Raw genomic sequence first — 12,400 nt, forward strand, 5'->3', positions numbered from 1 at the left:
CCGCACTTTAATTGTTTTTATTAGATTGCGTTAGCGATTAATGTACCCATTTCTGCCGTTGAAACAGGGGCAGAGTCATCGGCTAAATCTCCCGTACGGTGACCACTTGCTAAGACTTTTTGTACGGCATTTTCAATGGCATCCGCTGCTTCGTTTAAGTTGAAGCTATAACGCAACATCATCGCCGCAGAAAGAATTTGTGCGATTGGGTTGGCAATGCCTTTGCCTGCGATATCTGGTGCAGAACCGCCAGCAGGCTCATATAAGCCGAAACCGTCTTCATTTAAGCTAGCAGATGGCAACATCCCCATAGAACCAGTGATCATCGCCGCTTCATCAGAAATAATATCGCCAAAAATGTTAGAGCAGAGGAGCACATCGAAAGATTCAGGCGCTTTGATTAACTGCATGGTCGCGTTGTCGATATAAATGTGATCTAAGGTGACCTCAGGGTAGTCTTTAGCCACTTCAGTCACAGTTTCACGCCATAAGATTGAGGCTTGTAGTACGTTGGCTTTATCCACAGAAGTGACGTGTTTACGACGTTTCATTGCTGCATCAAAAGCCGCACGCGCAATGCGTTCGATTTCATATTTGTAATAAACTTCAGTGTCGAATGCTTTGGTTTGTGCGCCTTCACCTTCACGGCCTTTAGGCTGACCGAAATAAATCCCGCCCGTTAATTCACGCACAACCACCATATCAAAGCCTTTCGCTGCAATATCTGCACGTAATGGGCAGAATTTTTCGAGTCCTTTATAAAGGGTTGCCGGACGAAGATTGCAGAATAATTTGAAATGTTTACGCAATGGCAACAATGCACCGCGTTCTGGTTGTTGATCCGGTGGTAAATTTGTCCATTTAGGACCGCCAACAGAGCCAAACAAAATCGCATCAGCCTCATCACAGCCTTTTAAGGTTTCTGCCGGTAATGGGCAACCACAATGATCAATTGCAGCACCACCTACATAAAATTCATTGAAGTTAAGTTTAAAACCGAATTTTTCTTGAACTTTGTTTAATACTTTAATGGCTTCAGCCATCACTTCAGGGCCAATACCGTCTCCCGGTAGAACAGCGATGTTGTATGATTGCATATTGTTTTTCCTATTTCTTTCACACTAAAGTGCGGTTAATTTTCTCCCCTCTTTTGTAAAGAGGGGCTGGGGGGAGATTTTAACGATATAAAATTCACTGCTGAGGTTGATGTTACTTCTGCCAAATCTCCCCTAACCCCTCTTTGCTAAAGAGGGGGACTCAATCAATTAATGATGTTTATGATTTTTAATATCTGCGACTTTATGTGCACGATAAATGGCATTAATTGCATGAACTAAAGCAAGCGCGGAAGATTCAACGATGTCTGTTGCTAAACCAACACCGTGGAATTTACGGCCTTCGTGTTCAACCACGATATCCACCTGACCTAAGGCTTCAGCACCTTCGCCTTTTGCAGTTAAGTTATAGTGGGACATTTTGATATCTAAGCCGGTTAAATTCAAGATCGCATTGTAAACTGCATCAACTGGACCATTACCACCGATAGAAGAGGTGCTTAATTTTTTGCCATCTAATTCCACTTGAACAAACGCAGTCGCTGGATATTCTTTAGTGGAATGTGCAGAAAGTTTATCTAACACTAAACGATCCTCATCCCCTTGTTGCATATCGATAAAGGCTAAAGCTTCTAAGTCATAATCGAATACTTGGCCTTTTTTGTCTGCTAATTTTAAGAAGGATTCATACAATTTGTCTAAATCGTAATCTTGTTCGGTGTAGCCCATATCCGCCATGTGACCTTTTACTGCTGCGCGACCAGAACGGGCGGTTAAGTTCAATTTCTCTTTCTTCAAGCCGATAGTTTCTGGTGACATGATTTCGTAGGTATTTTGGTTTTTTAACATACCATCTTGGTGAATACCCGATGAATGTGCGAAAGCATTTGAACCTACAATCGCTTTATTCGGTTGGATTGGCATATTGCAAAGTTGGCTCACCATTTGGCTGACACGATGAATTTCTTGTGTGTTGATACGTGTATCCACGCCCATAAACTCTTGACGAACTTTCATTGCCATCACGACTTCTTCAAGTGATGTATTACCCGCACGTTCACCGATGCCGTTTACGGTACATTCAATTTGGCGAGCACCATTTTGTACTGCGGTTAAGGAGTTAGCCGTTGCCATACCTAAGTCATTGTGGCAGTGCACAGAAATGATTGCTTTATCAATATTTGGCACGCGGTTACGTACTTGAGCAATGATATTGCCGTATTCATTTGGTAAGCAGAAACCAACGGTATCTGGAATGTTTACGGTGGTTGCCCCCGCATTGATTGCCGCTTCAACAATACGACAGATATTATCGATGCCCGTACGACCTGCATCTTCGCAAGAAAATTCCACATCATCGGTGTAGTTACGTGCACGTTTTACCGCGGCTACAGCCATTTCAACGACATCATCAAAGGTACGTTTTAATTTGGCTTCAACGTGTAATGCGGAGCTCGCGATAAAGGTGTGAATACGGAACGCTTCCGCGACTTTTAAGGCTTCGTAAGCCGCATCGATATCTTTATTTACCGCACGGGAAAGTGCCGCAACACGACTATTTTTGATATGACACGCGATAGTTTGAACAGATTCAAAATCGCCTTGAGAAGAAACCGGGAAACCCACTTCCATTACATCCACACCTAAACGTTCAAGCGCTAAAGCAATTTGTAACTTTTCTTTTACGGTTAAGCTTGCTTTTAATGCTTGTTCTCCATCACGCAAGGTGGTATCAAAAATAATAACGCGATCTGACATAATAATTTCCTTCTGTTGTCACTCAAAGTGCGGTCGCTTTTAGCACTGTTTTTGAAACAAAAAACCCGCAATCTTGAAAGTGCGGGTTGATAATAGATCTTTTACATAAAGGTGTTTTTTATCCACAACTTAGCCGCACAAAGAATGTGAGAGCAGGAGATTGAGAGATAAAGAAACAGCTTGGTACATAAAAAGATAATCCTGTAAAAAATTCTGTAAAACGCTGTCCATATTACGGATAAAAATGTTGCTGTCAAATCATTTATCAGTGATTTATATCTAAAATGAATATCTCAACATAATCTTAAAAGTTTATTTCTCTTGATATAAGTTTTTTATCAGAATTAATCTCTAAAAATGGCTTTTAAGAAGCAGTTTTTGTCCTGTTTTATTCTTCGTTTCTGGTATGCCGATTTTTTATAAAATTTTTTCTCTTTTTGCGATCTGAATCGCAGAATTAAGACAAACTTTTCATTTTTTGAGACAAATCTCACCATAATTCTCTTTTTAAAGGAGAGATAGATGAGCAATTTTACCTCGATTTTGTTGCGATTAGCTCAAGTGCCCAAATTGGGCAGTGTGCGGATTCAACAAATTTTGGCCCATGTGAATATAGAAGACTTGTTAAATTATGATGAAGTGGCATTTCAACAAATGGGGTGGGATGCGTTGCAGATTCGTCGTTGGTTTCAGCCAGAAATGAAATTTATTGAACCTGCTTTGAGCTGGGCAGAAAAAGAAGGCCATCATTTAATACATTGTTTTTCAGATGAGTACCCTTTTTTACTCAAACAGATTAGTGGCTTTCCGCCTTTATTATTTGTGAAAGGCAATCTGACCGCACTTTCTGCGGAGCAGATCGCCATGGTTGGGAGCCGTTATTGTTCGGCTTATGGTGAATATTGGGCAAAATATTTTGCGACAGAACTTTCTCTTGCAGGATTGACGGTCACGAGCGGGCTTGCATTAGGTATCGATGGATTTAGTCATCAAGCCGTGGTGGATATTCAAGGGCAAACTATTGCCGTATTGGGTAGCGGATTAGAGCATATTTATCCTGCTAAACACCGACGATTAGCGGATCAAATTATCGAGAATAACGGCGCGTTAGTTTCTGAATTTATCCCTACGCAAGCACCGATTGCTGAAAATTTTCCTCGTCGTAATCGCATTATCAGCGGGCTTTCATTGGGGACATTAGTTATTGAAGCCACAGAGAAAAGCGGTTCATTGATTACGGCGTGTTATGCCTTAGAACAAAATCGCGATATTTTTGCGTTGCCAGGGAATATTCAAAGTGAATACAGTCAAGGCTGCCATAAACTGATTAAGCAAGGTGCGATGTTGGTGGAACATGTTAAAGATATTTTAGATAGCCTCAATCACAGCGTTGCTTTTCAGCCGCCAGTACATACGCCAATCAATCAGTCGATAGCGAAACCACTTACAGCCAAAATACCTACAGTGGAGCCGAGTCATCCTGAACTTTATCAACATATCACTTATACACCGATAAGTCTTGATGATTTATCTGCAGCATTGAATTTGCCGGTGGATTTGCTTTTAGTGCAGTTATTAGATTTGGAGTTACAAGATTTAATCGTCAATGAGAATGGACTCTATAAGCGGATAGCATAAACGGGGTAGAGCGATGAGGCAATCCTGTGCTAAGATACGGTTCAGTTTTAGAAAGGAGAACCTATGTTAGCCATTATTTCCCCGGCAAAAACCTTAGATTTTGAAAGTGCGGTCAGAAATCTTCCTGTTTCTCAACCGCACTTGACGGATTATAGTGAGCAACTGATTGAAATCTGTCGTCAATTATCTCCCCAAGATCTTTCTTCCTTAATGTCGATCAGCGACAAGCTTGCAGGATTAAATGCGGCTCGTTTTGCGGAATGGACAAAATCTCACAACGAAAAAAATTCATGCGCAGCCATTTGGGCATTCAAAGGTGATGTTTACACTGGCTTAGATGCTGATAGTTTATCTGATGAAGATGTACAATTCGCTCAACGCCATTTACGTATGCTTTCCGGCTTATATGGCTTATTAAAACCCCTTGATTTAATGCAACCTTACCGTTTGGAAATGGGCACAAAGCTAGAGAATCCAAAAGGAAAAGATCTTTATGCTTTTTGGGGAGATATCATCACTCAATCAGTACAACAAGCGCTTGATGAGCAAGGCGATCGTGTGTTGATCAATTTGGCTTCAGACGAGTATTATAAATCGGTGAAGGAAAGCCAATTAGAGGCACAAATTGTTAAGCCAGTTTTCTTAGATAATAAGAATGGTAAATACAAAGTGGTCAGCTTTTATGCAAAAAAAGCCCGTGGTTTAATGTGTCGTTTTATCATTCAAAATCGTTTGGAATGTGTTGAACAACTGAAAGAGTTTGATCTTGGTGGTTATTGGTTTGATTCAGCATCCTCAACTGAAAAAGAATTTGTATTTAAGCGAGATATCAATGAATAAATTCCTGGTTATATTGACCGCACTTTTACTTTCAGGTTGTGCGGCAAAAGTGAGTCAGCTTCAAACACCTGAAAAAATTGAGTATAACGGTAAAACCTATAAGCTTACCGCAAGCCAAGATTTAGATACGATTGCACGTTACGTTTATATTGCTGAGCCAGAAACCTTGGAAAATTGGAAATCTCAAATTGAAGTATTGCTTGATCGTGATGTCACCCGTTCTATTGAGCAACGTGTAGCATTACGTGAAAAAGTGTATCGTAATTTGGGTGTGCAAGATTTCAAAATTCGTGCCAATTCAACGAATCCGAAAAAGCCCGCGACAGAATTAAACGGTTATGTCATTTATGCACCAACAGAACAAAATCCGTCTTGGCAGGTGGATATTGCGAAAGGGAAAAATATTTCCCATTGTGGTTTTGTGCAATACCAATATTCCCAAAAAATGGAAATGAAAAAGTTTCAGCGCTTAAGCAAAGTAAAAATTGTGAAAAATTTACAAAAGTATCTTGTCGCAAAAGAAAGTAAAATATTACAAAAAGCCGATCTTTCTTGGAAGTGTGAAAGTTATTTCAATCACTAAAATGTATAACTAGATCAAATCTCAAGTAAATTTTTCAAATTTTGCTAGAGCAGAAATTATGGATGGTGTAATCTTAGCACCAATTGTTTTTAAGAATTCAAAGTAGGTAAATATGATTAAAAAAATTGCTGTATTAACCAGTGGTGGTGATGCTCCTGGTATGAATGCTGCTATTCGTGGTGTTGTGCGTGCAGCACTTGCAGAAGGGCTTGATGTATTCGGCATTTATGATGGTTATCAAGGCTTATACAACAATAAAATCAAACAGTTAAACCGTTATAATGTATCAGATATTATTAACCGTGGTGGTACATTCTTAGGTTCTGCTCGTTTCCCTGAATTTAAGGATCCTGCCGTACGTGAGAAATGTGCAGAAATTTTACGTTCACATGGTATTGATGCCTTAGTTGTTATTGGTGGTGACGGTTCTTACATGGGGGCTAAATTGCTTACTGAAGAACATGGTTTCCCTTGCGTAGGTATCCCTGGCACAATTGATAATGATGTGGCTGGAACAGATTACACAATCGGTTATGAAACCGCACTACAAACAGCGGTGGATGCGATTGACCGTTTGCGTGACACTTCAAGTTCTCACCAACGTATTTCTATCGTGGAAATCATGGGTCGTCACTGTAGTGACTTAACCATTTCTGCAGGTATTGCTGGTGGTTGTGAATACATTGTGGCATCTGAAATGGAATTTAACCGCGAAGAATTAATTCGCCAAATTGAGCGCAGTATTATTCGTGGAAAACGCCACGCCATCATTGCGATTACTGAGTTAATCACAGACGTACATTCTCTTGCTCGTGAGATTGAAGCTCGCGTAGGTCATGAAACCCGTGCAACCGTATTAGGCCATATTCAACGTGGTGGTTCGCCTTGTGCCTTCGACCGTATTTTAGGCTCACGTATGGGCGTATATGCGGTAGATATATTGCTACAGGGTAAAGGTGGCTACTGTGTGGGTATTCAAAACGAAAAATTAGTTCACCACGATATTATTGATGCAATCAACAATATGCGTCGTGAATTTAAAGCAGATTGGTTAGAAATGGCTAAACGCTTAGAATAATCTTCTAAAGGTTTATTTAAAACAAAAGAAATCGGGCTAAAACAATCATTGTTTTAGCCCGATTTTTATATGCTCTAGATTAGGCTTTTAGTTTATTTTTCTTACGCTGCAAAATTAAAGAACGACAATCATAGGGATTATCTGCATCTGCTTGGCGATATTCTTCAAACTCGATGCTCCATTCAGCCCAATTAATTTCAGGGAAGAAGGTATCGCCGTCAATGTCAGCTTGAATTTGCGTGAGGTATAGTTTATCTGCTTTAGGTAAATATTGTTTAAATAACTCGCCGCCGCCAATCAACATAATTTCATCAAATTCTTTGACAAAATTGACCGCACTTTCAAAATTCTCTTTCCAGATGACACCTTCATATACGTAAGGCGTGCGTGAAAGGACGATATTGGTGCGTTTAGGCAATGGGCGACCAATACTTTCAAAGGTTTTACGGCCCATAATCACTGGTTTGCCCGTGGTGTTTTTACGAAACCAGGCTAAATCAGCAGGTAAGTGCCAAGGCATTTGATTATCTTTTCCGATGACGTTATTTTTTGTTGTCGCAACGATCAAACTTAATGTCATATTTTCTATCCTATTTTTATTTTTTTGCATTATATCATAGCTATTCACAAAATCTGTATATGAGGTTGGATTTTTCGTGATTTTTATTAATTTTAGTGCTAATTTAACCGCACTTTTCTATTTTTTCACTGAGGATAAACTATGTCGGCAAATCGCAAAACAATCGTCGTAAAATTTGGTACTAGCACATTAACACATGGTTCCCCAAAATTGAATGCGCCTCACATGGTCGATATTGTTCGCCAGATTGCACAACTTCATCAAGCGGGTTTTCGTGTCGTGATTGTGACATCAGGGGCGATTGCTGCTGGACGACATTATTTAAATCATCCTCAACTTCCTCCAACCATTGCGTCAAAGCAGCTTTTGGCTGCAGTAGGGCAGAGTCAACTGATTCAAGCCTGGGAAAAATTATTTGCAATTTATGATATTCATATTGGACAAATTTTATTAACTCGCGCCGATATTGAAGATCGTGAACGTTTTTTAAATGCGCGCGATACATTACATGCGCTGTTGGACAATCACATTATTCCAGTGATTAACGAGAATGATGCGGTAGCAACGGCTGAGATTAAAGTAGGGGATAACGATAACTTATCGGCGTTAGTTGCGATTTTAGTGCAAGCAGAACAACTTTACTTATTAACGGATCAACAAGGCTTATACGAAAGCGATCCTCGTAAAAATCCAGATGCGAAATTGATTCCAGTGGTTGAGCAAATTACTGATCATATTCGTTCGATTGCAGGCGGTAGTGGTACAAACCTTGGTACTGGCGGGATGAGTACAAAAATTATTGCAGCAGATGTGGCAACGCGTTCAGGTATTGAAACGATAATTGCACCAGGTAGCCGACCTGATGTGATTGTGGATTTAGCCTACGATAAACCAATTGGTACGAAATTTATTGCACATCATTCAGATCGTCTCGAAAGTCGTAAACAGTGGTTATTTGCAGCTCCATCAGCGGGTATGCTGACGATTGATGAGGGTGCTGAAAATGCCATGTTAGTACAGAATAAATCGTTGTTGCCTGCAGGGATTACGGCTGTGGAAGGGCGTTTCTCACGTGGTGAAGTCGTCAAAATTAAGAATACCTCAGGTAAAGTGATTGCACTCGGTATGCCGCGTTATAACAGCGATGCGTTGGAATTAATCAAAGGGAAAAAATCCCAAGAAATTGAACAAATTCTTGGCTATGAGTATGGTGCAGTTGCGTTACATCGTGATGACATGATTGTGCTATAGCTTAAAATAGAAATCGGATCTCTTATATTTTCTGAACCTTCCTTTTATTTTGTTGGTCTATAAAACCATAAAAAGGGCAATAGCCCGATATTAAGTAGTAAAAGGAGACAACATGAGATTAATAGCGACCGTTTTAGCTGTTGGGCTATTAAGTGCTTGTACGCAGGGCAATTATGTAAAACATCGTAGCCCAATTTCAGTGAGCAAACACGTAAAGCGTTTAAATACGACGGTCTGTCATGATAAAGATGACTGGTATTTAGATGGTTATCGTGTAGGAAAAGATTTCCAAGCGCAAAGCCAATCTCAATTGAATAAACGAATTAATTATTGTGGCCGGCGTGTACCTGAAGAGCTGAGAACCGCATGGTTTAACGGTTTTGATGCAGGCTCAAATGGCGTTCAGATTGATATAGAGGGGTATGATGAGGATGCTCTCTTAACCTATGATTATGACGATGATGATCGTTATAGCGAAGATGAAGAAGAATAAAAAAGTGCGGTTAATTTTAACCGCACTTTTTCTTTTTAAAGGATATCGAGTAATTCAACTTCAAACACTAAGGTTGAGAATGGTGGGATAGATGCGCCCGCACCACGTTCACCGTAAGCCAGTTCGTGTGGAATAGTGAGTTTCCATTTAGAACCAACAGGCATCATTTGTAATGCTTCAACCCAACCACGAATTACGCCATTTACTGGGAATTCAGCTGGTGCACCACGAGCAACAGAACTGTCGAATACGGTACCATCTGGTAATGTACCTGTGTAGTGAACACGTACTTTATCAGTTGCAGATGGTTTGTTTCCGTTACCTTCGGTTAAAATTTCGTATTGTAAACCGCTGTCAGTGACGTTTACGCCTGCTTTTTTTACGTTTTCTTCTAAGAATTTTTTACCTTCTTCTTCAATCGCTTTGAATTGCGCTTGTTGTGCTTCAGCCGCTTGTTGTTGAAGCGCTTGAACGGAATGCATTAAATCATTAATTTCTAATGCAGGTTGATTACGGTTTAACGCATCGAAAATGCCTTTTGCTACCGCTTCAACAGAAATATCCATTTGGCTATCTGCTAATTGTTGACCGATTTGTAAACCGATACCGTAGCTGCCTTTTTCAGAAATACTTTCTAATTTTACTTGTTCAAAAATTTGAGCTGTCATGTTTTTTCCTTTGTTGTAAAACTATTTTTTCAATGCCAAGATTTCACCCATGCGAACAGGTTCATCAACACTTAAATGATCGGCAATTTTCACTTGGCCGGCTTGGAATAAGTTAATCACGGTAGAACCAAGTTGGAACCAACCCATTTCTTGACCCTTGCTTAATTTAACCGCATTTTCACCTTCATAAGTCCAGACTTTCACTTCGTTATGACGTGGCGGATTAATAACGCCAGCCCAAACAGTGCCGATACTTGCAGTGATTGTTGCGCCCACTAAGATTTGTACCATGGTACCGAATTCAGTATCAAAGACACAAATTACACGCTCATTACGCGCAAAGAGGTTCGGCACATGTTTCGCTAAAAACGGATTGACGGAGAATAAATCACCCGGTACGTAAATCATTTTGCGAAGAGTACCATCACATGGCATATGCACACGGTGATAATCACGTGGTGATAAATAAGTGGTGACGAATTCCCCATTTTTAAAGGTTTCGGTTAAATCTTTATCTTCCGCTAATAAATCGTTTAAGCTGAAGAAGTGACCTTTTGCTTGTAATAGGCGATCATCATCAATGTGTCCACATTCACTCACACGGCCATCCGCAGGGCAGCAAAGTGCGGTGGGATTTTGGTTAATTGGTCGTGCATTTTCTTTTAATGGACGGATAAAGAATTCATTAAAACTGGCGTAATCGCTGAATTTTTCTTTTTCAGCAATGCTCATATCAATGTTGTATTTTTTTGCAAACGCTTTAATCACAAAATGTGTCACTGCGCCCCATTTTTGTTTAGCTAACCAACCTGCTGCTTGTGTCATATAGATTTGTGGCATCACATATTGAAATGCAACTTTTAGGCGTTGCCAATAAGAAATTGGGTTCATTGATTTCTCCGATAAGATTAAAAAGTTGGGCGATTATAACAACTTATTTCACTTGCGCAATGTTAGTTGATATTTTTGCGTAAGATCAAAGCAATAAGCCGACATTTGCCGGCTTATTGTTATGTTTATAAAATCATTTTGACTAATTTATCTGCTTGAATCCGCGCAAATTTCTTCAAGAGTTTTTGCACTGGTTCAGGATATTGCGTTAATTCTTCTAATTCAGAATAATCTTGCAATACTTTGGTATGTTGTCGGATATGCGACAATTCTTTTTCCACTTGTGGCAGAAGTTCTTCTTTCGGGTCGTGGATTAATAATCCATTTTCCGCATCTAAACGCCATGCACGAGGGTTCAGGTTGTTCCCCGTTAAAAGAATATACTGGTTGTCCACCCAAACACCTTTGAGGTGATAAGTGTTATCGCCGTCTTTCCATAAACGCACCGTTAAATGGCCGTTTTTAATGTAAGCATCAAATTTCTCGCAGAAACGACGAAGATTGCTTTCATATAAATAAGGCAATGCACCTGCCATTTTAAATGGCTGCTCTGGTGGAATATAGAAATCGTTTGCGACTTTATCACCCACAATAATTTCGATACGTTTTCCTTGTTCTAATAAGCGTGCTAGCTTACTTCTTAACGTGCGAGGAAAGTTGAAATAAGGCGTACAAATCACCAGTTTTTCCTGCACTTGTAAGAATAAATCTTCGATAACTTGGTTTAATTCATTGCCCGATGCACCTAAACCAAAAAGTGGTGAAATGGTTAAAACATCTGAAAAACCAACCGCACTTTCCAACTGATATTCCGCATGGGCAGATAAGTTTTTACGATAAGCTTTTATTGCACTACGAATTTCTTTGGTGCGAGGACGATTAGCCACATCTAATGGATGTACAGCGCTGAAATCCAATAAATAATCATTGATGAAATTCACCATAGAGTCGGCAAGTGCCGCATTGTGAATTTTTTGATAGCGGTCGTAACGGTATTTATCTTGTTGTTGTAAATACACGTTATTGATGCTTGCGCCGCTATAAAGCACGGTATCGTCAAAGACAAAGCCTTTAATATGCAACACGCCGAAGACTTCACGGGTATTAATTGGCACACCGAAGAACATATTCGGTTCATCGGGAAGTTGATAGGTTTGGCGTTGTTCACAATACCAATCAGCGTTAGTGGCAGATTTTTCTGCACCGAGTAAATTGCGTTGTCCGCGATGCCAATCTACTAAAATTTTCACATCCAATTCAGGATGCTCTTGTTTCACGCGATAAATTTCATTGAGAATTTCTTGTCCCGCTTCATCTTTTTGCCAATAAAGCGCGGTCACGTAAATGCGTTTTTTAGCTTGGCGAATTAATTCTATAATTTGTGCTTTGAATTCAAGCGGACTAAACAGAAACTCAACCTGTTCAGCCTGTAAAGGAAGAAAAGGCAAATTTTTTAAATTTTGTTCTGCTCGTTTAGCTTTATTGATTAACATAATCGATCTCTACACTAAAAATTAATGCTCTAGTTTACAATATTTCCTTTGTGGATTGATAGAAAAAAGGTT

12 protein-coding genes are annotated in these 12,400 nt (G+C 39.8%); 6 read left to right on the top strand and 6 right to left on the bottom strand.

What is annotated here, in order from left to right; translation table 11 throughout:
- Positions 1 to 20: 20 nt before the first annotated feature.
- Positions 21 to 1,097 carry a 3-isopropylmalate dehydrogenase gene (leuB, locus tag ADA56_RS01610; protein ID WP_049368889.1) on the bottom strand — a complete coding sequence of 359 codons (1,077 nt, stop codon included), beginning with the start codon at positions 1,095 to 1,097 and terminating at the stop codon, positions 21 to 23.
- Positions 1,098 to 1,265: 168 nt separating this feature from the next.
- On the bottom strand, positions 1,266 to 2,813 hold the full coding sequence (gene leuA / locus ADA56_RS01615; RefSeq protein WP_049368890.1) for a 2-isopropylmalate synthase: 1,548 nt from the start codon (positions 2,811 to 2,813) through the stop codon (positions 1,266 to 1,268).
- 522 nt (positions 2,814 to 3,335) lie between these two features.
- Here leuA and dprA point away from each other — a divergent pair.
- The 4 genes from dprA to pfkA all read left to right on the top strand — a co-directional run bounded on the left by dprA (position 3,336) and on the right by pfkA (position 6,952).
- Positions 3,336 to 4,451 carry a DNA-processing protein DprA gene (gene dprA / locus ADA56_RS01620; RefSeq protein ID WP_049368891.1) on the top strand — a complete coding sequence of 372 codons (1,116 nt, stop codon included), beginning with the start codon at positions 3,336 to 3,338 and terminating at the stop codon, positions 4,449 to 4,451.
- A 63-nt stretch (positions 4,452 to 4,514) separates the two neighbouring features.
- Positions 4,515 to 5,291: a peroxide stress protein YaaA gene (yaaA, locus tag ADA56_RS01625; protein ID WP_049368892.1), complete on the top strand. Its 777-nt coding sequence runs from the start codon at positions 4,515 to 4,517 to the stop codon at positions 5,289 to 5,291.
- Positions 5,284 to 5,874 carry a hypothetical protein gene (locus ADA56_RS01630; protein ID WP_049368893.1) on the top strand — a complete coding sequence of 197 codons (591 nt, stop codon included), beginning with the start codon at positions 5,284 to 5,286 and terminating at the stop codon, positions 5,872 to 5,874. Before yaaA ends, ADA56_RS01630 begins: the two co-directional genes overlap by 8 nt.
- Before the next feature lie 112 nt (positions 5,875 to 5,986).
- Positions 5,987 to 6,952, top strand: a complete 966-nt coding sequence (gene pfkA / locus ADA56_RS01635; protein ID WP_049368894.1) for a 6-phosphofructokinase — start codon at positions 5,987 to 5,989, stop codon at positions 6,950 to 6,952.
- A gap of 79 nt (positions 6,953 to 7,031) precedes the next feature.
- On the opposite strand, the gene folA is transcribed toward pfkA, so the two are convergent.
- Positions 7,032 to 7,532 (bottom strand): type 3 dihydrofolate reductase, encoded by a 501-nt coding sequence (gene folA, locus ADA56_RS01640; protein ID WP_049368895.1) that lies wholly within the window; start codon positions 7,530 to 7,532, stop codon positions 7,032 to 7,034.
- Positions 7,533 to 7,673: 141 nt separating this feature from the next.
- Here folA and proB point away from each other — a divergent pair, with 141 nt between their 5' ends.
- A complete protein-coding gene (gene proB, locus ADA56_RS01645; RefSeq protein WP_049368896.1) occupies positions 7,674 to 8,783 on the top strand; it encodes a glutamate 5-kinase in 1,110 nt (369 codons plus the stop codon).
- 112 nt (positions 8,784 to 8,895) lie between these two features.
- A complete protein-coding gene (locus ADA56_RS01650; RefSeq protein ID WP_049368897.1) occupies positions 8,896 to 9,276 on the top strand; it encodes a hypothetical protein in 381 nt (126 codons plus the stop codon).
- 35 nt (positions 9,277 to 9,311) lie between these two features.
- On the opposite strand, the gene ADA56_RS01655 is transcribed toward ADA56_RS01650, so the two are convergent.
- The 3 genes from ADA56_RS01655 to pssA form a co-directional block, all read right to left on the bottom strand.
- Positions 9,312 to 9,944 carry an FKBP-type peptidyl-prolyl cis-trans isomerase gene (locus ADA56_RS01655; protein ID WP_049368898.1) on the bottom strand — a complete coding sequence of 211 codons (633 nt, stop codon included), beginning with the start codon at positions 9,942 to 9,944 and terminating at the stop codon, positions 9,312 to 9,314.
- 21 nt (positions 9,945 to 9,965) lie between these two features.
- Positions 9,966 to 10,835, bottom strand: coding sequence for an archaetidylserine decarboxylase (gene asd / locus ADA56_RS01660; protein ID WP_049368899.1), 870 nt, complete (start codon positions 10,833 to 10,835; stop codon positions 9,966 to 9,968).
- A 125-nt stretch (positions 10,836 to 10,960) separates the two neighbouring features.
- Complete coding sequence (gene pssA / locus ADA56_RS01665) at positions 10,961 to 12,328, bottom strand: CDP-diacylglycerol--serine O-phosphatidyltransferase (protein WP_049368900.1); 1,368 nt, start codon at positions 12,326 to 12,328, stop codon at positions 10,961 to 10,963.
- Positions 12,329 to 12,400: the final 72 nt, after the last annotated feature.

It is taken from the genome of Parahaemophilus parainfluenzae (genome assembly GCF_001055095.1).
Classification (GTDB): domain Bacteria; phylum Pseudomonadota; class Gammaproteobacteria; order Enterobacterales; family Pasteurellaceae; genus Haemophilus_D; species Haemophilus_D parainfluenzae_Z.

Bases quoted from the DNA above. Each gene is read 5' to 3' on its own strand.
- leuB (WP_049368889.1), bottom strand. From the start codon at position 1,097: ATGCAATCATACAACATCGCTGTTCTACCGGGAGACGGTATTGGCCCT.
- leuA (WP_049368890.1), bottom strand. From the start codon at position 2,813: ATGTCAGATCGCGTTATTATTTTTGATACCACCTTGCGTGATGGAGAA.
- dprA (WP_049368891.1), top strand. From the start codon at position 3,336: ATGAGCAATTTTACCTCGATTTTGTTGCGATTAGCTCAAGTGCCCAAA.
- yaaA (WP_049368892.1), top strand. From the start codon at position 4,515: ATGTTAGCCATTATTTCCCCGGCAAAAACCTTAGATTTTGAAAGTGCG.
- ADA56_RS01630 (WP_049368893.1), top strand. From the start codon at position 5,284: ATGAATAAATTCCTGGTTATATTGACCGCACTTTTACTTTCAGGTTGT.
- pfkA (WP_049368894.1), top strand. From the start codon at position 5,987: ATGATTAAAAAAATTGCTGTATTAACCAGTGGTGGTGATGCTCCTGGT.
- folA (WP_049368895.1), bottom strand. From the start codon at position 7,532: ATGACATTAAGTTTGATCGTTGCGACAACAAAAAATAACGTCATCGGA.
- proB (WP_049368896.1), top strand. From the start codon at position 7,674: ATGTCGGCAAATCGCAAAACAATCGTCGTAAAATTTGGTACTAGCACA.
- ADA56_RS01650 (WP_049368897.1), top strand. From the start codon at position 8,896: ATGAGATTAATAGCGACCGTTTTAGCTGTTGGGCTATTAAGTGCTTGT.
- ADA56_RS01655 (WP_049368898.1), bottom strand. From the start codon at position 9,944: ATGACAGCTCAAATTTTTGAACAAGTAAAATTAGAAAGTATTTCTGAA.
- asd (WP_049368899.1), bottom strand. From the start codon at position 10,835: ATGAACCCAATTTCTTATTGGCAACGCCTAAAAGTTGCATTTCAATAT.
- pssA (WP_049368900.1), bottom strand. From the start codon at position 12,328: ATGTTAATCAATAAAGCTAAACGAGCAGAACAAAATTTAAAAAATTTG.